This is a genomic window from Archangium gephyra (assembly GCF_042230915.1).
Classification (GTDB): Bacteria; Myxococcota; Myxococcia; order Myxococcales; family Myxococcaceae; genus Archangium; species Archangium gephyra_B.
On the sequence record NZ_CP102578.1, the window covers coordinates 11,358,250 to 11,378,207 of the forward strand.

At 69.4% G+C, this 19,958-nt stretch carries 18 protein-coding genes; 6 read left to right on the forward strand and 12 right to left on the reverse strand.

Features of this window, described 5'->3' with window-relative positions:
• The first annotated feature begins 12 nt into the window (after positions 1-12).
• Both NR798_RS44900 and NR798_RS44905 read left to right on the forward strand, forming a co-directional pair.
• Positions 13-519 (forward strand): DUF3060 domain-containing protein, encoded by a 507-nt coding sequence (locus NR798_RS44900; protein ID WP_375768778.1) that lies wholly within the window; start codon positions 13-15, stop codon positions 517-519.
• Positions 520-681: 162 nt separating this feature from the next.
• The gene (locus tag NR798_RS44905) at positions 682-2,151 is read left to right on the forward strand and encodes a hypothetical protein (protein WP_375768779.1); all 1,470 of its coding nucleotides are present in this window, start codon (positions 682-684) and stop codon (positions 2,149-2,151) included.
• Between the two features lie 30 nt (positions 2,152-2,181).
• On the opposite strand, the gene NR798_RS44910 is transcribed toward NR798_RS44905, so the two are convergent.
• From NR798_RS44910 to NR798_RS44920, 3 genes are all read right to left on the reverse strand, one after another.
• Positions 2,182-3,648, reverse strand: a complete 1,467-nt coding sequence (locus NR798_RS44910; RefSeq protein WP_375768780.1) for an ATP-binding protein — start codon at positions 3,646-3,648, stop codon at positions 2,182-2,184.
• A gap of 181 nt (positions 3,649-3,829) precedes the next feature.
• Complete coding sequence (locus tag NR798_RS44915; RefSeq protein WP_375768781.1) at positions 3,830-4,642, reverse strand: hypothetical protein; 813 nt, start codon at positions 4,640-4,642, stop codon at positions 3,830-3,832.
• Between the two features lie 123 nt (positions 4,643-4,765).
• The gene (locus tag NR798_RS44920) at positions 4,766-5,836 is read right to left on the reverse strand and encodes a nicotinamidase (protein WP_375768782.1); all 1,071 of its coding nucleotides are present in this window, start codon (positions 5,834-5,836) and stop codon (positions 4,766-4,768) included.
• 207 nt (positions 5,837-6,043) lie between these two features.
• On the opposite strand from NR798_RS44920, the gene NR798_RS44925 reads away from it, so the two are divergent.
• On the forward strand, positions 6,044-7,012 hold the full coding sequence (locus NR798_RS44925; RefSeq protein ID WP_375768783.1) for a hypothetical protein: 969 nt from the start codon (positions 6,044-6,046) through the stop codon (positions 7,010-7,012).
• A gap of 170 nt (positions 7,013-7,182) precedes the next feature.
• On the opposite strand, the gene NR798_RS44930 is transcribed toward NR798_RS44925, so the two are convergent.
• The 9 genes from NR798_RS44930 to NR798_RS44970 form a co-directional block, all read right to left on the reverse strand.
• Entirely contained in the window at positions 7,183-8,223 is a 1,041-nt protein-coding gene (locus NR798_RS44930; protein WP_375768784.1) for a nucleotide kinase domain-containing protein, read from the reverse strand.
• Positions 8,224-8,231: 8 nt separating this feature from the next.
• Positions 8,232-9,293, reverse strand: coding sequence for a pyrophosphatase (locus NR798_RS44935; protein ID WP_375768785.1), 1,062 nt, complete (start codon positions 9,291-9,293; stop codon positions 8,232-8,234).
• Positions 9,290-9,949, reverse strand: coding sequence for a hypothetical protein (locus NR798_RS44940; protein ID WP_375768786.1), 660 nt, complete (start codon positions 9,947-9,949; stop codon positions 9,290-9,292). Before NR798_RS44940 ends, NR798_RS44935 begins: the two co-directional genes overlap by 4 nt.
• The gene (locus tag NR798_RS44945) at positions 9,946-10,443 is read right to left on the reverse strand and encodes a TIR domain-containing protein (RefSeq protein ID WP_375768787.1); all 498 of its coding nucleotides are present in this window, start codon (positions 10,441-10,443) and stop codon (positions 9,946-9,948) included. Before NR798_RS44945 ends, NR798_RS44940 begins: the two co-directional genes overlap by 4 nt.
• Before the next feature lie 293 nt (positions 10,444-10,736).
• On the reverse strand, positions 10,737-12,605 hold the full coding sequence (locus tag NR798_RS44950) for a hypothetical protein (RefSeq protein ID WP_375768788.1): 1,869 nt from the start codon (positions 12,603-12,605) through the stop codon (positions 10,737-10,739).
• A gap of 3 nt (positions 12,606-12,608) precedes the next feature.
• Positions 12,609-13,415, reverse strand: a complete 807-nt coding sequence (locus NR798_RS44955) for a protein phosphatase 2C domain-containing protein (RefSeq protein ID WP_375768789.1) — start codon at positions 13,413-13,415, stop codon at positions 12,609-12,611.
• A gap of 106 nt (positions 13,416-13,521) precedes the next feature.
• On the reverse strand, positions 13,522-14,211 hold the full coding sequence (locus tag NR798_RS44960; RefSeq protein WP_375768790.1) for an NUDIX domain-containing protein: 690 nt from the start codon (positions 14,209-14,211) through the stop codon (positions 13,522-13,524).
• 89 nt (positions 14,212-14,300) lie between these two features.
• Positions 14,301-14,843 carry a hypothetical protein gene (locus tag NR798_RS44965; protein ID WP_375768791.1) on the reverse strand — a complete coding sequence of 181 codons (543 nt, stop codon included), beginning with the start codon at positions 14,841-14,843 and terminating at the stop codon, positions 14,301-14,303.
• A gap of 11 nt (positions 14,844-14,854) precedes the next feature.
• Positions 14,855-15,862 carry a diacylglycerol/lipid kinase family protein gene (locus NR798_RS44970; protein WP_375768792.1) on the reverse strand — a complete coding sequence of 336 codons (1,008 nt, stop codon included), beginning with the start codon at positions 15,860-15,862 and terminating at the stop codon, positions 14,855-14,857.
• Between the two features lie 580 nt (positions 15,863-16,442).
• Here NR798_RS44970 and NR798_RS44975 point away from each other — a divergent pair.
• The 3 genes from NR798_RS44975 to NR798_RS44985 all read left to right on the forward strand — a co-directional run bounded on the left by NR798_RS44975 (position 16,443) and on the right by NR798_RS44985 (position 19,952).
• Positions 16,443-17,930, forward strand: a complete 1,488-nt coding sequence (locus NR798_RS44975; protein WP_375768793.1) for a PEGA domain-containing protein — start codon at positions 16,443-16,445, stop codon at positions 17,928-17,930.
• Between the two features lie 25 nt (positions 17,931-17,955).
• On the forward strand, positions 17,956-19,377 hold the full coding sequence (locus NR798_RS44980; protein ID WP_375768794.1) for an IgA Peptidase M64: 1,422 nt from the start codon (positions 17,956-17,958) through the stop codon (positions 19,375-19,377).
• A gap of 116 nt (positions 19,378-19,493) precedes the next feature.
• Positions 19,494-19,952 (forward strand): DUF2267 domain-containing protein, encoded by a 459-nt coding sequence (locus NR798_RS44985; RefSeq protein WP_375768795.1) that lies wholly within the window; start codon positions 19,494-19,496, stop codon positions 19,950-19,952.
• Positions 19,953-19,958: the final 6 nt, after the last annotated feature.

Below are 19,958 nucleotides of genomic sequence, written 5' to 3' on the forward strand. Positions count from 1 at the left end.
AGGAGGAACGCAATGTCGAGCTTCATTCGTGGAACGGTGCTGTCTGGCGTGCTCGCGAGCCTGGTGCTGGTTCCCGCCACGGGCCTGGCGCAGGGCCGCACCTCCGTGAAGGTGGGCAAGGATGGCAGCGTCCAGGTGCGCACGGGCAACACGTCGGTGAACACCCAGGCGGAGGGGACGGAGGAGTTGGGCGGCGCGGACGTGGAGGCGGAGGACGAGAGCACCGGGGAGGCGGCCGGCACGGAGCTGGAGATCTCGGGCTCGGGCAGCCAGGAGTCGCACCGCTGCTCGCCGAAGACCGAGGTGAACATCTCGGGCAGCGACAACGACATCACCCTGACGGGGGAGTGCAAGCGCGTGAGCGTGAACGGCTCCACCAACAAGGTGAAGGTGGAGGCGGTGGCCACCATCGACGTGACGGGCTCCGACAACCAGGTCACCTGGAAGCGGGCCGTGGGCGCCAAGAAGCCCAAGGTGAACCGCACCGGCAGCAACAACAAGGTGACGCAGGCGCGCTAAGCGCGGTTGACGAAGAACGGCACCGGGCCGGACGAAAAACGTCAGCCCGGTGCCCGGAAGCGGCGCGGGCCCACCCCGCTCCGAGGGGTGCTCTCCTCTGAAACCGAGGCGCCCGGCCGGGGGGCGGGCGGGCGAGCATGGCCGTTGCACAGGGCCGCGCGCATGCCTCTCAACCCCAGCCATCACCGCCCTCCGCTGTCATGCCTGTTGCTCTCGGCCGCCCTCGGGTGCGCCGGCCCCGCGCCAGAGCAGGACTCACCGCAGCAGGCCCTCTCGTGCATCTCCACGCCCGGCCTCCCGCTCTCGCTGGTGAAGGACCTCCAGGTGGGCCGAGCTCCACGGCTCGACTCCTGGAACCAGGGCTCCTGGGTGTATATGGACGGAGCACCCGCGCCCGTCACCCTCGGCTCGACGCTCTATTTCACGGCCATCGGGGAGAGCACGGGCCAGGAGCCCTGGCGGACGGATGGGACGCCGGAGGGGACACGGCTCGTCCGGGAGCTCCTTCCCGGAAACACCGGCGGGCTCATCACCGGACTGGCCGCCGTGGGCGGCTCCCTGTTCATCAACACGGAAACCGCCCTCTCCGGCAACACCCTCTGGAAGAGCGACGGCACTCCCGAGGGCACCGTCCACTTCGGGCCTCGGGAGGGCTGGAAGAATCCCGGCCACCTCACCACCTGTAACGGCCAGCTGTTCTTCCAGGAGCATGCGGGCGCGGCGACCTTCCGGGGCCTCTGGAAGAGCGACGGCACTCCCGAGGGCACCGTCCAGCTCGCCTCGCGCCCGTGGGACTTCCCGCAGCTCCACACGTCGACTTCCTTCACGTGTGCGGGCGGAACGCTGTTCTTCGTGGCCTTCGATGACGCCTGGAACCTCGAGCTGTGGAAGAGCGATGGCACCGCCGGGGGCACGATGCGCGTCGCGGCGCTCAGCCACGTCATGATTCCCCATGGCGACACGCCCGCCCTCTTCGCCGTCGGCTCGCGCGTGTTCATCCCCGCCGCCTATGGAGTCTGGACGAGCGACGGAACCCCCGAGGGCACCACGCTCCTCCACGGCGAAGGCTCGCCCGAGCCCCTGCGCTTCGCCACGACGCCCCTCCTCGTGGGAGACATGCTCTACTTCATCGCCTCCAACGGCCTGGACCGGCTGGGGTTATGGACGAGCGACGGCACCGCGGCGGGAACCCGGATGCTCACCGAGCTCCCCTCGGGCCCGCCGCCCGGGCTCGTGTCCCTGGGAGACACCCTGCTCTTCTCGGCGGGAGACGGCGTCTACCGGAGCAACGGAACGCCCGAGAGCACCGTCCGCCTCGACGGCCTCTCCCTGCGCCTCCGCTCGGAGGAGAGCGCCCGGTTGCCGGACGGCCGGTGGCTCATCACCACCTGGGAGGACTCCGGCGCACCCTCGCTCTGGGTGACGGATGGGACCAGCGCCGGCACCACGCCGCTCCAGCCGTCCGAGGCGCGGGGCTTCGTTCGAAGCGATGGCCTGACGCGGCACGGGGACTTCGTGGTGTTCTGGGCCGATGAGGGCATCCATGGAATGGAGCCCTGGGTGACGGATGGGACGCCGGCGGGCACCCGGATGCTCTGTGACATCTTCCGCACCCACGCCGCCCCTCCGTGAAGCACGCGGCCTTGCAGCAGCGGCCGTCGCTCAGTGCACGGTATCGGCCGGGCTCGGGGTGGCGTCCCCGGGCCGGGCCGGCTGGACGGCGGCGTGGGCGCGGGGCAGCCGGACGCGGAAGGTGGAGCCCACGCCGGGGCGGCTCTCCACCTCGATGCGGCCCCCGTGGGCCTCGACGATGCGCCGGGCCACCGACAGGCCCAGGCCCACGCCCGGTGCCTTGTCGCGGGCCGGCCCCGTGCGCCGGAAGGGCGTGAAGAGGGTGCGCAGCTCCTCGTTGGAGATGCCGATGCCCCGGTCCACCACGCTCAGCACCGCCTCCTCGCCCTCGCGCGCGACGATGACGTCCACGCGGCTGCTGCCCTGCGAGTACTTCAGCGCGTTGCTCACCAGGTTGTGCAGCACCTGCTCCACGCGCATGGCGTCGCAGCTCAGGAGGACGGGCTCCTCGGGGACCTGGAGCCGCAGGTCATGGGAGGAGCCCCCGGCCTGGTACAGCTCCACCACGGAGGTGGCCAGCTCGCGGGCATCGCGCTCCTCCAGGCTCAGCTCGAAGCGGCCGGCCTCGATGCTTGTGGCGTCGAGCAGGTCCCCCACCATCCGGTCCAGGCGCGCCACCTGGCGGCGCACGAGGGCCATCGTCTTCTGCATGCGCTCCTCGGGGATGGGCCGGCCGGAGGTGACGAGGGCGGCGGACATCTTCAGCGCGGAGAGGGGGTTGCGCAGATCATGCGCCACCCCGGCGAGGAAGGTGAGCTGCTCCTCCTGCTGGCGCGCCAGGGAGTTGGCCATCTCGTTGAAGGTACGGGCCATGTCGCGCAGCTCGAGGGGGCCCGCCTCGGGGGCGCGGGTGCGCTTGCGGCCGGCCCCGAAGCGGCGCATGGCGCGGCTCATGTCGAGCAGGGGGCGGAAGACGGAGTGGCGCAGCCACCACAGCAGCGCGCCCCCGCCCAGGACCAGGAGCGCGGCCACGCAGATGCCGCCGATGTTGGCGAGCTGGTCCCACCGGTCCGCCTGGAGCTGGATGGTGCGGGCCTCGTTGACGTTGAAGGCAACGAGCCGATCCAACGCGGCGAGCGCCACCTCCAAGCGGGGGCCGAGCTGCCGGGCGGCCTGCTCGGGAGGCAGCTGGGCGACACTCTCCCGGGCGAGCAGGTAGCCAGAGATGGTGCGCTCGGCCTCGGCGAGCAGCGCCTGCTCCTCGGGCGACCAGGCGTTGTGCCGGGCCTCGTCGAGGTGGAGCCGGAGGTTGGACTCGATGGCCTCGAACGAGCGGGAGGAGTCGGCGGGGATGCGCAGGAGCGAATCCGACAACCGGAAGAGGGAGAGCAGATCCACCTGGAGCGCCTCGGCGAGGCGGACGCCCTCCACGGAGCTGCCCATGCTCTCGGTGGTGCGGTGGAGGAAGGTCGTCAGGAGGATGAGCGAGGCGGCGCCAGCCACGGACAGGGCGGCGAGCATGGCGACGGCCGCGGTCATGACGCGATTGAGGCTCATGGCGCCTCCGGGCGGAGGGAGCGGCTGCGAGACGGAACGTGGCGAGGGCTGCGAGGGACCACGCGATTCCTCCCGGAGAGATGGAGGAAGCCGGTCCTCCGGCGCCCTCCCTACTCAGCAACACGAAGATGTGTCCGGAAGAAGCGGGTCCCCCATGCCCGGCTGGAGGGGGGGCGGGGCGTCAGGCGCCGAAGCCGCCGAGGGCGGTGCGGCTGAAGCTGGCGGCGCCCTGGCTGACGCGGACGGCGGACTGGCTGAAGACCTGGAAGGCCTTGCGGATGTCCTGGGCGCTCTGACCGGGGGTGAGGATCCACTTGTCCTCGATGCCCATCTCGCGGAAGACCTTGCGGAAGTCGGTGCTGCCGTCGTCGATGCCCATGGCGGCGACGATGTGGTTCTCGGCGCGGCGCAGGTCGTTCACGAGCGCGGCGACCTCGCGGGCGCGGGAGGACTGCGAGTGGCAGTCGGCACCATCGGTGATGAGGAGGGTGACGGTGCGGGCGGAGACGCCGTTGCGGGTGAACTCCTGGGCCTTGGCGAGCACGGTGCCGAGCAGGACGACGGCCTGGTCATAGAGGGGCGTGCCCTTGTCGGGGTCGTAGTTCTTGGAGTGCATGCGGACGACGTCCTCGAGGGGCCGGAAGGGGTTGAGGACGAAGCCGTTGAGGTAGCGGGTGTGGAAGAGGATGCCGTCCTTCTGCTGCGAGGAGAGGAGGGCATCGAGGACGAGGTTGTGGCCATCGCAGACGGTGCGGGCGTGGCCGGAGTGCTGGATGGAGCCGGAGTCGTCGGGCATGACGGTGACGAGGACGACCTCGGAGGCCTGGACGTCATCGACGCTGATGCCGAGGCCGGCCTGAATCTGGGCACCGAGGTCCACGACGGTGAGGGCCTGGAGGGCCTGGGGGCTGAGGACGCCTTCGGCGTGAGCGGCCTGGAAGAGTTGAGAGACATTGGCGCTGGAGCTGTTGCCATTGCTGGACTGGGAGCTCATCTGAGCCTCCGTGGAAGGAAGTCCCCTCTCCCTCTGGGAGAGGGTCAGGGTGAGGGAATAGAAGTCCCACTCCCTCTCCCATCGGGAGAGGGTCGGGGTGAGGGTGTCGAGGAACCGTGCTGACTACGAGATCCGGAGATCCGGCCACGAAGCGAGCGGATCCGTGGACTTCACGAGGTGCATGCCGGCATCGGCGAAGCGCTTGAGGGCGGCATCGGCCTGCGGAGTGAAGTCGGCGGCGAACCCGCCCTTGCCATCGGGGACAGTCACAGCGGACATGCAGTCGGTGAGCAGGTACACCTTGCGAGCGAGCGCGGCGTCCTGGGCGAGGATCTCCCCGAGCAGGTCATCGATGGAGCTCTTCACGCAGTGGCTGGCGGCCTGGCCTGCGATGACGACGGCATCGGCGGTGAGGAGAGTCTTCAAGAACTGGGTATTGCGCTGGGCGAGCGGCTGGCCGTCGTGGCGGGAGAGGACCTCGGGCCGGAGGACGGAGTAGTTCTCGGTGAGCGGATTGCCGCCCTTGACCTCGGCCCAGGACTGGGCGCCGCGGGCGAACGAGTGGAAGAGCCGAGCCTCCTGGACGACCCCGGCGATCGCATGCCCATCGCCGCCGAGGAGGCAGTGAGGGGGCCAGAGGTAGAGGGTGTACTTCCCGGCGCGCTCGAGCTCCTCGCAGTAGTACTTCACCTGCTTGAGGAGCCAGGGGTAGTTGCCGCCGCAGAGCCATTTGGCCATGGCGGGATTGGGGCGGACCTGGCCGCGCTCGATCTGCTCGCGGGTGATTTCGCGGTAGGCGGTGAGGGGCTGGTCATTCTGGTCGACCCAGAAGGACGGGAAGAAGATCTGGTAGGCGAAGTGGGTATCGAGCGTGGTGGTGACGTTGGTGAGGGCACCGAGGTTCTTGTAGATGAACTCGGCGATGCGGCGGCTGTCGTCGATGGCGCCGCGGCCGCTGCGGCCGGCGACGTAGAGGGAGCCCTCGGGGAAGCAGAAGTCCTTCTGGACGTCGATGAGGAGCAGGTGGAGGTTGAAGGAGTCAGTGGCGGAGGCCGCGAGGCCGTGGGCGCCGCGCCAGGTCTGGGCCTCGGCCTGGAGGGCCATGGCGTTGGGGCCGTAGGCGTAAGCGGCGGCATTGGCGGACTTGTAGAACGACGGAAGCGGCAGCTCCTTGAGGCTCGACTGCGTCTTCATGTGCATCCCCCTTCGTGTTTCAATGACACCAACATAGTGTCCAAAGGACACAGTGTCAAGCCGAGGTGGCCCGGTTCGGGGCTGGCGCTCATGCTGGCCCGCCAACAGGGTCCATTGGCCTGCTCGTGCCCGGGACACCGCCTTCGGGCATCCTGCCCGCCACACACGAGGGGACCGCCCCGTCTCCCTCGCCGCCCTGGGGGGTTCATGCCGGAGCCGCGTGATGCAGGCCGTTCGACTCTCTCGCTCCTCTTCCGATCGCCGCTCGGCATCTCCGTTCTCTGCCCCCTGAGCCTGGCGGCAACGGGCCTTTTCCTGGGCGTCCTCTGGGAACCGAACCGGGTGCGGCTCTGGCACCTGCTCATGGGAGTCCAGACCGCGCTTTGGGTGGTCTCCGTGTTCGTCGTCCTCGATGACTACAAGAGCCACCGCCTGGATCGGCCGGGCGGCAGGAGCGAATGGACGGCGGTGGCGCTCTGTACGCTCATCGCCGGGGGAATGAGCGCATTCCCCTTCCTGGGTCAAATCATCACCCAGCAATGGGAGACCCTGCCGGTGGAGCTGGAGGCGATGCTCCAGTTGCCGCACTTGCGCGCGAGGTTCTCCATCCTGGGCCTGCTCTCGGCGGCTTTCGCGACGTTGCACACCGCTGGCATGTTGAACGTGCACGTCCAACTGCTCGCCTACCCGCAGGAGCCGGCCGCCCGGCGAGGAGGGCCCAAAGCGGCGGGCGTCGATGACGAGGTGCTGCGCTATCAGCGGCTCCGGTCGCGCCTGGAACGCTTCCTCGTCTTCTCCGCCGCCACCATCGGGACGGCGACCCTGAGCTTCGGCGCGTTCCGCGACCTGCTCACCGAGTTAGCCCCCTCCCTGGGCGAGCTCCTCGAGCCGTGGCGCATCATGAGCTACGGCGTCTACTACACGGGGATTCTCGCCAGCGTGTACGTGCCCACGCGCAAGACGCTGACAGCGGTGGGCGAGGCGCTCGCGGCCCGGCTCGTGCCGTCGTCCCCCGCCGAGGGCACGAGTTGGAAGGACTGGACCCAGGAGCAAGAGGCCGTCCGCACCTGGCTCGGCCTGCGGAGCACCGCGCTCCAGGACTTCCAGCAGGCGCTCTCCGTGCTGGCACCCCTGCTCGCGAGCCTCTCCACCCTGGCGCTCGGCGCTGGAGGTTGAGCCAGGCGGTGACTCAGGTCATCCGCAGGGCGGTGTGTCCGAGGCGCACTTGCTCCTCAGCGAGCCGAGCCACGAGCGAGCCATCCGCGCCCACCACGACGCAGTGATTCACCGTCCGGCCGCCGGTCTCCTCGTCCCCTCCGCACCAGCCCACCCCCTCAACAGGATCCCTATTTTTCTGATGCGCTGGGAGACAACTTCCACTTGGGAGGGTACCAGTGGGGGACAGGGACCGGGCGAGCCTCATACCGCTGCTTTATGCGAGTGCGCCCACCCTCCGGTGTGGCTTCCGGGTGCATCACCCGCGAGTACTTGTCGACTTCGCAGAATAGGTTCTGACAATCGATGGGCTGGAGTTCCCTGCCCCAAAGGGTCCGGAAGCCAAGCCCCAGCCGGTTGAACTCTTGTCCGGCCATCCTCGTCACTGCGTGGATGACCTCGTCCTCGCCCAGCCCGCCGGTGTCGCTGAAGCACTTACCAATCCCGCTGCGCGCGCCAGGACCCGCGACCACGAACTCGGCCTCCTCGAAACGGATCAGCTCGCTGTAGTTCAAGTCGATGGTGAACTGGAACGCCAGGAAGTCCCCCAGAGAGGGATAGGAGCGCAACAGCTGGAAGACCTCGCGCAGCGAGCGAGCGGAAGCGACCTTGCGGGGAGCGTGGTCCACCATCATCCGGCGCAGCAGCTCCAGGTGGTTGGTGTGTTTGCGGGCCGCGCCAAAGAGCGGCGAGGGCATGATGTACGCTGCGGAGTACAAGCGGCTGCCCTCCTGGAGCGCGGCGCCGAGCACCGCGTCGGCCCGCTCGTAGTCGAAGGACTTCCACGTGATGGGGCCCAGCCGGGCCTCGAGCATCTCCCAGGTTTCGATGCGGTTGAAGAGCTTGAAGAGCAGGGTCCTGAAGAAGACCTCCTCCTCTTCCTGCGGGCCCTCGTAGATGACGCGCCGGATGAGGTACTGGCTCACCCGGTCCGAGGCCCGGTAGACGTTGGTGAACCGGAACGATCGCAGGACGGGGTCCTCGGTCCACGGCGGGGCGCTGCCGGACAGCCGCCGGAAGAACACCTCCTGCCGCTCCGCCGCGAAGCGCCAGTACGTGTCGAACACGGGCGTGGTGCGGAGAACCTTCCCTCCCGGCAGGCGGATGTCACGGGCCGAGGAGGGCCTCGGCTCGGGAGAGAAGAGTGTGACTTGCCGGGGGAAGCCTCGCATGAGGCGGCCTACCTTAGCCGCTCCACGATGAGCTGGCGCGCATTCAGATGGAGCGTCACTCGGCCCCCCTTCAGTTCCTTGAGCTGGCGGAAGGCACGGAACCCCTCGAGGATGGCCTCCTCCCACTGCCACACGGGAACGACAGCGACCTCGTACCCCTTCGTGAACTCCTGGATGCTTTTCAGCAGGTCATAGTCCACCTGCTGGAGCTTCTCGAAGAAACCCACCCGCTTCGCACGGCTGAAGACGATGGCGGAGATCGCCTCCTCGATGATGGCGGCCCTCGCACCGTCCTGGTTCTCGTCGGCCAAGCGGTCGCTCTTGCGCTTGGAGCGGAGAAGGGAGCGGAGCACCGGGGACCAGCCCAGGTAGACCGCGTAGGCGAAGTGGAAGATATCGTGGTAGCGGTAGCCGTCCGGGTCGGCGATGTTGTCGGTGATGCGGTCCCCGATGTTGATGTCCTTGTACCGCAGCAGGATCTGCGGCCTCTCCGGGGTGCCTCGCTCGATGAAGTCGATAGTGAAGAGGCGGGGGAGCTGTTCCTGCTCGGGACTCGCCTCATCGAAGAGCGCATGCGGCTTCTTCTCGGTCTGCCAGCGGCTCGCGATCTTGTCGCGGTTGAGCCTGGACGCCGCTTCCAGCTCGACGCCGGCGACGGCCGCGACCGCACGCAAACACTGCCAGGTGTCCAGGAGTGCGGTGCGCAAGCCGTCTTGACTGGAGCGCTGGACGGCTTCGAGCACGCGGCCGGCTGCAGCGCCCAGGGACAGATTCCGGGCCGACCCATCTCCCGCGTCGCCCCAAGCACCGAGGGGCAGCGTCGAGAGCAGGCCAGGCGCGTCGACGTCGGCGAGCCGCACGAAGTACCACAGCGTGTCGCCAACCTCGTCCACCAGCCGCTCCTTGTAGAGCGGATAGGCGGGACCTTCCCGCTTGTTCTTCTTGAACTCGGCCAGGACACCACCGACCTCGCCCAGCAGGCCGGCTGCCAGGATCTCCTTGTGGTCGGGCTTCCCGGCCAGGGTGTCGGTCTTCTCAGCCGCTGCCGCGAACTCGATGAGCCAGCTCATGCCGACCTCCGAACCTGCTTCCGGATGCCCGTCCCCGTCTTGGCCAGCTGCCTGCGGAACGCTATCGGCTCTCCCCTGAAGCCCTTCTGACCCAGGGAGAGGACCCAGGCGATGAACTCCTCTTCGAACCCGGGACGGAAGTTGACCAGGTGGTTCCGCCCATGGCGGGTAACGGTCTCCTCCTTGCCCTGCCGGAACCGCGCGGGGATCTCGACAGCATCCCTACCGAAGTAGACGAACCAGTCGCTCACCAGCACGCGGTTGGTCTGGGTGTCATTCTTCACATTGGCACTGTTGGTCTGGCCATTGCCGTGGCTGTGGTGGGACTTCTCCTGGCGCCAGAGCCCGCTGGAAGGGTCGCGGTGGTAGATGTTGTCGCCGAACGCCTGCTTGAGGCTCCCGCGCAGGTTGGGGCGCTTCGAACGGAAGCGTGGATTCGCCCAGTACTCATCGAACGTGAGCGTCTCGCCCACCCGCATGGCATAGACGAGATGGTCGCCCAGGCCATGTTTCTTCGAGCCGGTCCCGGCCACCCAGTCGCCGACCTGGGCGCCCTCGCGAATCCGGGGCTTGCAGGTGGCGAGGGTGCACAGGCCGAAGAAGGGGTTCGGGGCGAAACCGTAGTCCCGGGCAACCACATAGGTATAGAGCTTCATTCGGGCTTCGGCTCCCCGCAGGTGAAGCGGTCGATGTCCCGCTCCGGGAACTCCGTCTCGCCATCGGGCATGAACAGGGTGTTGCTCCTGCCCTCGATGGCATCCATCACACGGTCGGCCTGCCAGCAGCCCACCAGGGCATCCCCGTACATCTGGAAGTTGGCGGGGAGGTCCGAGACCTGGCCCCCCTGGACGTACACGCCCACGATGCGCTTGTCCTGCTGCTGCGCGCATTCAATCGCCCAGTCGACCCAGGGCCGCGTGCGGGTGGCGGAGGAGATCACCACGAGCACCGCGTCCACCTGGTCGATGCACGGCGCCAGGATCTTGGACTTGATGTGCTGCTCGTTCGTGGCCGCGTTGGGCCTGGAGTTGTCGATGGGCGAGTCCCGGATCTCGTACCCATTCCTTTCAAGGATGTTCTTCAACACCTGGAGCTCTGCGTCATCCTGCTGGGCAGGGCTGATGAAGAGGGTTCTGGCCTCATCGCTCACGGTAAACCGTCCTGTGTCTTTGGATGTCTTGGGTTCTATCCGGGGGCCCTGACACGACATCCCCCCCGCGAAAAGACGTCCGGGCCGCGCCGGATCTGACAGGCGCCAGCGCGGCGGGGACTCGCGAGCGGAGTGGGACGCGGCGCAGCACACCGCACCCATTCCGCTGATGGACGCCTGGATGGTGGGCAGCCTGACATGGAAGGGCTGGTCCGCCCGTCAGGCGACCCACCGGTGGCCCGGAGACCTGCTACTGCCATACACCCCCAGTAGCAGCGCCGAGCCTCGGAGATTCACGTCATCCGCAGGGCGGTGATGTCCTGGCGGCGGACGACGGTGAGCCCGTGCCGCGAGAGGAAGAGGCGGCTGTCGGCGTCGACGAAATGCTCGGTGTCGGGGAACTCGCGAACCACTTCGAGCCGGCCCTGGCGCAGCTCCACGCGGACGAGCCCCGCGTCGGTGGCGGCGAACAAGGCCTCCCCCGAGGCGCACTTGCCCCTCAGCGAGCCGAGCCACGAGCCATCCCCCGCCTCGCCCTTCGCGCTGGCCTTCACCGCGCCATCCGCGCCCACCACGACACAGTGGTTCACCGTCCGGCCGCCGGTCTCCTCCGCGAGGAAGAGCCAGCAGTGGGCGCCCTCGAACACGGCCTCCGCGTCCACCAGCCGGCCCGAGGGCCACGGCAGCGCCAGGCCATCCCGGAGGCCCGGACGCTCGGCGTCGAAGACGAAGGCGCCGCGCAACGAGCCCGCGCGGTGGAAGCCAAGCCCGAAGCGCGGCCCCATGAAGAGGCGCGTCTGCCCATCGAGCACCTCACCCAGCCGCTCGGGACCGAACGCTCCATCACGCCACAGGGCTCCCGCGTGGGCCCAGTAGCGGTGGCGCGCATTGGCCGCGAAGGCCGGGCGCTGCTCGGGCGCGTCCACCCCCAGCCGCTCGGGGCGCTGGCCGGGGGCGAGCACCGCGTACTCCCCGCCCTTCCCTACCAGCGTGACGGCGCCCTGCATCGCCCAGTGCAGCGTGGGGTCCAACCCGCCCTGCAGCACGGCCGAGCCCTCCTCGCGCCGGTAGGCCCCCTCCGCGTGGAAGAGCCAGCGCAGCGTCCCGTCCTCGACGCAGGCGTGGAGGATGACGCCCTCGGTGGTGAAGAGCCGGGTGGCCACCACCTGGCCGCGCACCGTTGTGACGGGCGTGGTGGCCAGCGGCGCGCTCGGGCGGCACGTGGGGCACGAGACCCGCGCATGCTCCACGCCGCACGAGGCGCACACGGTGAAGCGCAGCGAGTCCAGCAGCGGCAGCGGAAACGGCCCCCGGGCGTCCTCGACGAACACCCGGTGGAGGCAGTGCAGCAGGTCATCCGGGAGGACACCGAAAGGCGTGGCGGGCTTGGGGTACTGGACGTCCGGGTGGAAGACGGTGAGGCGCTGGAGGACGCGCGCGGTGGGCGTGGCCTTGGGCGCGGGAGCCTTCGGGCGGTGGATGCCGCCATAGGGCCCCACGCACAACAGGCTCTGCATCAGCGCGATGGCGAAGGCATACCAGTCGCTGTCCGCGGACGCCGGGCGCGAGGGCATCAGCCCCTGGGCCGCGCCCCCCAAGCGCAACGGATCCAGGAACTTCTCGGTGAAGACGGTGGAGAGGTAGGGCCCGAACTGGAAGCTGTCCGCGTCGATGAGCCAGGCATCGTTGCCGGTGACGAGGATGTTGAGATCGTTGAAGTCGCCCACCACCACGCCGCTGCCGTGGAGCGCGGAGAGCGTGCGGTGCAGGCCGCGGAAGAGCTCGGCGACGCGGGAGGACGGCACCCCGGCGCGGCGGAAGGACGGATCTCCGAAGCGGCGCAGGGGCTCGGCGCCCTCGAGCTTGCGCATGGCATAGCCGAGCAGCGTCCTGCCCTGCTTGTCGGTGGCGAGCGTCTCGGGCGACACCACCCGCGCGGGCAGGGGCCGGGGGAAGGCGGGCAGCTTGCGCTGGTGCTCGGCGATGCGCGTCCGGGCGGCGGCCTGCTCATGGGGGAGGTTGTCGTAGTCGGGGTGCTCGGGAGGCTTGAAGAGCTTGAGGACGCGCCCGTCCCCGAGGTCGAAGACATCCGCCTCGCCGCCCTTGCCGAGCGCCTTCGTCGGGTTCAACCGGCGCTTCTTTCCCTCGAGGTACACGTCCATGGCTCAAGCCCTCCCCTGCCGGCGGCGCAGGACGACGAGGGTGGTGTCATCGGAGAGCAGCCCGGGGACGCGCTCGAGGCGCCGGGCGGGGAAGTCGGCGCGGACGGACTCGCGGTTGAGGAGCGAGAGGCGGCGGCGCAGCGCGTCCGGATTGGAGAAGTACCGGCCCTCACTCCAGAACTGGGAGAGGGGGCCCACGGGCTCCTCGCGCTCGGGCACCCGGGCCTCGGCGAGCCCCGCCAGGTCCGACACCCCATCCGTGCCGAGCAGCAGCGAGTCCACCTCGGCGGTGGGCCGGAGGCTGTTGGCCTTGAGGGACACGGCGCCCGGCTTCAGCAGCCCATAGGCGAGGTATGGCGGCGCGTTGTTGGCAAAGGGCCCGAGCCGGTTCACCTCGCCATTGAGGGCCCAGAGCCCATCGCCCGCCGAGAAGACGAGCGTGTGCTCCGGGGTGACGACGGCACCCACGACGGTGAAGAGGAGCGCCTCGCCGATGGCCCGCTCGCCAAGCTCTCCGGAGATGGCCTGGAGGAAGCACAGGACGTCCGCGCCCAGTTGCTGGAGGAACTCGGGCGAGCCCACGGGCACCTGCCGGCCCAGCAGCGAGAGCGCGCCCTCGACGACGCGGCGGGCGCCGAGCTGCGCGCCCAGCTCGCTCTGGGCGCCACTGCCGCACCCGTCCGTGACGACGGCGGCCAGGCCGTGCTCGCTCGCCCGGGCCCAGAAGGCGTCCTGGTTGTTGCGTCCGGCTCGGGCGTGCTCCCGGCCCTGCACGGTGGCGGCGGCGAGCTCGAAGGGCAGCGCGGACATGGCTCTCCTCTCCCAGGTGGGCCTGGGTAGACGTCGTGTTCTACGGACACCAAGTTAGTGTCGATAAAACACGAAGTCAAGCCAATGGCCCGTGGGGTGAGGAGGCCTACAGCTCGAAGTTGAAGCCGGCCTTCTCCAGCTGCTTGTACTTCTTGTGGTCGAAGCGGTAGAGGCGCGCGGCGCGGTGGGAGACGTCCTGCTCCACCTCGTCGAGCTCCTCGAGCAGATCCATGGCGAGCAGCTTCTTGCGGAAGTTGCGCTTGTCGAGCTCGCGCTCGAGGATCTTCTCGTACATGCGCTGCAGCTGGGTGAGGGTGAACTTGGGCGGCAGCAGCTCGAAGCCGATGGGCTGGTAGCGCACCTTGCCCTTCAGCCGCTGGTGGGCGGTGGCGAGGATGTCCGCGTGGTCGAAGGCCAGCTTGGGCACGTCATAGACGGAGAACCAGGCGGCCTCGCGGGCGTCGGTGGCGGCGTGCACGCGGTGGTCCGAGAGCTTCACCAGGGCGAAGTAGGCCACGCTCACCACCCGGCCGCGCGGGTCGCGGTCCGGCGCGCCGAAGGTGTAGAGCTGCTCCATCAGGTTGGGGCGGATGCCGGCCTCCTCCTGCAGCTCGCGGCGCGCGGCGTCCTCGAGCGACTCGTCCATGCGGACGAAGCCCCCGGGCATGGCCCACCGGCCCTGGAAGGGCTCCACGCCGCGCTTGATGAGCAGCACCTTCAGGTCCTCATCGTCCAGGCCGAACACCACGCAGTCCACCGTCAACGACGGGCGCGGGTACTCGTAGGTGTAGCTCACAGGGGCTCCTTTCGTTCCGTTCCCACCACCGCATAGTGTCGAATGGACACTCCGTCAAGCGGCGGGGACGAACGCCGTCACCCCTGTCCTCACTTCAGCAGCAGGGAGTCCGGGCCACGGACCTCGACCCAGCCCTCCGTGCCGAACGCCTCCGCCATCCCTCGCAGCACGGCCTTCCGATCGAGCACCGTCCCCTTCGGGAGGACGAACTCGAGGCCCGTGATGCCGCTCTGCCAGGTGCTGGAGACGTGCCGGGGCTCGGGGACGTCCTTCTTGGTGAAGAGGAAGATCTCCCAGAGGCGGCCCGGCACGCGATAGCTGCCCTCGACGACGTCCGCGTCCGCGCCCAGGACGGTGTCGAAGCTCAGCTCGTACCGCTGGCCCAGGTGGGCCTCCTCGGCGTCGAGCCTGCCCGTCGGCTGCAGGCTGGACTCCAGGAACGAGGCGTAGCGCTCCAGCCCGGGGAAGTAGACGCAGTAACCCCACTCGGTCCACTCCCCCCGCCTGCGCACGGGAGGGTCGCACCAGATGACCGTGCCGGGCTGCCCGGCGAACTCCCTGCAGCTGGGGCCCTCGGCCACCACCGAGACGATCTCGAACCGGCGGATGCCACTCGCCTTCTTCTCCTCCATGGCCCTCCTCTTCAGGCCACGAGGCGCTGGAGCTGCCGCCAGTCCACCAACTGCACGGACTCCTCGGCCAGGTCGAACTCCAGCGAGCGGCGCATGCCCATGATGTCACCACCCATCTGGAAGGGCACGTCGCGATCGAAGTCCATGCGCAAGCGCTCGACGAAGAAGTCGTGCATCTTGGGCATCGGGTGATGGCCGCGCCACAGCTTGCGCATGTTGAGCGTGGCCTCCGTCACGCCCGCGCCATAGACGCGCACGGACAGCCGGTGCGGCACCGCCTGGGCGAAGGGGAAGGCCTTGAAGCCGAAGCCCCACTCCGTCGTGGTGGCCGCTCCGGCGACTCCCGCGGGGCCCTCGTAGAGCAGCGCGCCCGTCTCGCCGTGGGGCAGCGGCATGATGATGCCGCGCTCGTCCACGGTGAGCGCCGGCGCCCCCAGGTTGTACACCTTCACCTGCAGCTGGGTCTTGCCGAACAGGTGCCGGGGAATGGTGCGCGTGAACAAGGCGCTCATGTACCCGCGCAGGCCCGCGTTCGCCTCGCGCAGGGGCCCGGCCGGGAACTTCGAGAGATGATCCTTGAAGTCCTGCAGCGTCTCCGAGTCCCAGCCCGTCCCGGCGAAGGGCGCCACCCGGTTCTCCAGCCGCACCAACGAGAAGGGACGCAGGGGCGGCAGGCGCTCGCCACACGCGGCGAGCTGGCGCAGGGCCACCGAGGGCTTGGGCGCTCCGGTGACACGCGCCCACGCGTTGCCCGTGCCCAGCGGCAGCACGCCGATGGCCGGCAGCGCCACCCCCTGCTCGCGCAGCTCGTTGAGCAGCCCGGTGATGGTGCCGTCACCGCCTCCGGCCAGCAGCAGCGTGGGCGGGTTGGGCCGCAGCTGCTCGGAGATCCACGTCCGGGCCTCCTCCAGCGAGCGGGTGAGGGCCAGGCGGGCCCGGGGGAAGAAGCGCTGCACCATGCCGCCGATTCTCTCGGAGCCCCGGCGTGCGCGCAGATTGACCATTACGGCGATGTTCATGGCGGCGTCACTCTCCCCAAGCCATGTCATGGTTTCGTCATGGCGGCACTGCCTGGCGGTCATCTTCGGGTGGCGGACACATGAGGGATTCCCCTCACCCGCCGAGGGCGCGTGCCATGTGCTCCCAGGCTGTGGCACGCCCGAGACGGGCGCAAGTTCCAGTGTTCGAAGCCTGAACGGATGGCTCCTCGGGCCCAGAAGACTGTTGCGCCACACGCGCGCCGCATCGTCCCTCCGTGCTTGTCCTGGCCGTCACATCCCCGTTGCCAAGATGGAGATGACACACGGCGGCGCACGGAAGACGGGGGTGGGTCCCCCGGTGGGCAGGCGAGGTGGCGCTCCGGGCACGGGGACGGTCCGTCCATGATCGGGACGCAACGGGGGGTCCCCCCGCGCTGGAATCCTGGAGCGGAGGGCCGGGCCACCGTGACGGGTAGGGAGCCGGAGGCCCGCCCAAGGCCGCGGAATGACTGCGTTCTGGCGCCCGGAGGGTGGGTTGTGGGCGTGGCGTGACGGCTGGTATCTCCGGGCCCGGATGCCCGGCAGCCGGCGGAACGGGCCCTGCAATCCGTCTCCGATCATGACCTTCCTCAAAGACTCGTACTCAATGGTGGTGGTGCTCGCGCTGGCGCTCGGTGGCGTGGCGGGAGCGGCCCCGCGCCGCGTGGTGGTGGCCAGCGGCGACTGCAAGAACGCGGAGCTCAGCGGCCACGCCAAGGCGCTCTACGACAACCTGGCGACCCGCCCGGGGGAGAACGTCCTGGGCGCGGCGGACTTCGCCGAGCGGCTGTTCCCGCCCCCCTCCGGCAGCTTCGAGGACATCAAGCGGCAGCTCGAGGCCGCCCAGGGCCAGTTCTACGAGGCGCGCCACGCCAAGGCGGCCCAGGCCATCGACGAGGTGCTGCGGCAGGTGACGCGGCTGCCGCCGGGCGAGGCCCGCTGGAAGCTGTACGTGGACACGCAGCTGCTGCTGGCCATGAACCAGCGCGCGCTGGGCAAGGTGAAGGAGAGCGACGACGCCTTCCGCAACGTGCTGCGGCTGGAGCCGGCGTACACGTTGGATCCGGACTACTACACGGCCTCCACGCGCCAGGCGTTCGACAAGCTGCGCGGCGACCTGGCCCGGGGCAAGAAGGTGAAGCTCTCGGTGAAGTCCAACCTGTCCCCCTCCGAGGTCTTCCTCGATGGCCGGAGCGTGGGGCAGACGCCGCTGGTGCTGGCGGTGCCCGCGGGGACCTACGATTTGAGCGTGAAGAAGGGCGAGGCGCTCAGCTTCCCGCGGCAGCTGCCGGTGCAGGGCGCGGAGACGCCGGTGCTGGTGGACCTGGCCTACGAGGGCTCCATCTCGGCCAGTCCCTTCCCGTGCCTCGCGTCGGACGGAGAGGGCGAGTCGGAGCTGTCCCACGCCGTGCGCCTGGGCGGCACGCTGGGCGTGGAAGAGGTCATCGTGGTGAAGCTCGAGGGGACGAGCAGCGGGCCGAAGTGGCTGGCCGCCACCGTGCTCAACGTGGAGGGAGGCCAGAAGCTGCGCGAGGGAGGCGTCAAGACGCAGGGGCTCGACGCCCCGTCCGAGTCGCTCTCCGCGCTGGTGGACTTCGTCACCACGGGCAAGGATCAGCCGAGCCTCGTGGTCGCGTCGCCCAACCACCAGCCGCCCTGGGATGAGCCCTCGGTGGCGGTGCTCACCCCGGAGGTGACGGCGGAGTCCGGCGCCGTGCGGCCGCTGCGCGTGGTGTCCTACGTGACGCTGGGCGCGGGGGTGGCGGCGCTGGTGGGCGCGGGCATCGTGCGGCTCTCCGTGCAGCCGGAGTGGGAGGAGCTGACGGATCCGAAGAACGGGCACCTGGCCGGCGGGAAGATTCAGGCCAGCGACACCCGGGGCGTGGAGCTGCTGCGCAACGTGGCGCGGAAGCAGAACACCATGATGGGGCTGCTCGTGGGCTCGGGCGCGGCGCTCGCCACCGGCACCGTGCTCTACTTCCTCTCCCCCAACGAGGCACCTCCGGTGTCGGTGGGCGTCACGGCGGGTCCGGACGGCGCGGGCGCCACGCTGTCGGGGACGTTCTGACGCGGTCTCGGGTACGTTCCCGCGCATGAACGTACTCCTGGCCCTGCTGCTGGCCGCGAGCGCTACCGGCGCTCCGGCCCCCCGCACCTTCCGCGTCGACTACTTCCACACCGGCAACGCCACCGAGGAGCGCTTCAGTCTCGACCGGCTCGTGGTGGAGCCGCTGCCCTGGCCCGGCAGCCCCGCTCGCGCCGTCGACGAGACCAACCTCGGCAAGTACCTCTTCGAGGTGCGCGACCGCGCCACCAACCGCCTGCTGTACTCGCGCGGCTTCGCCTCCATCTACGGCGAGTGGGAGAGCACTCCCGAGGCCCGCGAGATGAACCGCACCTTCCATGAGTCCCTGCGCTTCCCCTCCCCGGAGAAGCCCGTGCAGGTGATGCTCAAGAAGCGCGCGAAGGACAACTCCCTGCGCGAGGTGTGGAGCTTCACCGTGGACCCCCAGGACATGTTCGTCGACCCGTCCGCGCCCGCCTCGCCCGGCCCGCTGCTGAAGCTGGTGGACAACGGCCCGTCCGCGGACAAGGTGGACTTCCTCATCCTCGGGGATGGCTACACCGAGAAGGAGCGCGCCAAGTTCGAGAAGGACGCGCGGCGGCTGGTGGACATCCTCTTCAGCTTCTCGCCCTTCAAGGAGCGCAAGCAGGACTTCAACGTGTGGGGCCTCATGCCCGCCGCCCGCGAGTCCGGCATCTCCCGCCCCTCCACCGGCATCCACCGCGACTCGCCCGTGGGCGCCACCTATGACGCCTTCGGCAGCGAGCGCTACGTCCTCACCTTCGAGAACCGCCGCTTCCGCGACATCGCCTCCTTCGCGCCCTACGAGTTCGTCGAAATCCTCGTCAACGGCAACACCTACGGCGGCGGAGGCATCTTCGGCCTCTACGGCACCGTGGCCGCCGACAGCCTCTGGGCCCCCTATGTCTTCGTCCACGAGTTCGGCCACCACTTCGCGGGCCTCGCGGACGAGTACTACACCTCCGAGTCCGCCTACGCCCCCGCCGAGGAGCGCGTGGAGCCGTGGGAGAAGAACGTCACCGCGCTCAAGGACCCCGCCCAGCTCAAGTGGAAGCACCTGGTGGCGCCCGGCACGCCGCTGCCCACGCCCTGGCAGAAGGACGAGTACGAGAAGCACGCGCTCGAGGTGCAGCAGCAGCGCCGCCGCATCCGCGCCGAGCGCCGCCCCGAGTCGGAGATGGATGCGCTCTTCACCGCCCAGCGCGATTGGGAGGAGAAGTTCCTCGGCCAGCAGCAGTACGCCGGCAAGGTGGGGGCCTTCGAGGGCGCCATGTACGAGGCCCGCGGCTACTACCGGCCCCAGGCCGATTGCGTGATGTTCACCCGCGACCGGGTGCCCTTCTGCGCCGTGTGCCAGCACGCCCTCACCGAGGTCATCGACCTGTACGCAGGGCCTCGGAGCGGCAAGGCGCCCCGGCCGGCCCCCTGAGGCGGGTCCCTCGGGTCCGGGAGCCGAGACCCCGGCGGGCAGGGCCTCCGTCCCCTGCCTGCTGCCGCCCGGGTTGTACGTCGCCAACCTGACAGGGAAAGGAGGCGGACACACCCATGGCCATGATGCAAAATCTGGAGACGGAGTCCTGGTCGGGAGAGGGCGTAGGGACGAGCGTGGAGTCGTTCCTGGCGCATATCAACCGAGAGGTCCCCGAGTACTCCCCGACAGAGGTGGCGGACGCGGTGATGAGCGCGCTGTGCGAGCGGCTCCCCGGTGGGCTGGTGCAGGAGCTCCGGGAGCAGTTCCCCGAAGGCCTGCGCAGGCTCTTCGAGCGCAGCTGGAAGGAGCGCAGCGCCAACGCTCAGAAGTTCGACAAGGACGACTTCTACCTGGACATCGCCGAGCGGCTGCAGATCGAGCCCGAGAACGTCCGCCTCGTGCTCCATGTCGTCTTCGGCTCCCTCCACTCGCAGATCACCGAGAAGCTGGCACAGAAGATCCGCGCGGAGATGCCTCCCAACATCGCCGGTACCTTCGACGCCGCCCGCCGCGACGCGGATCTGCCTCGCTAGGGCTTC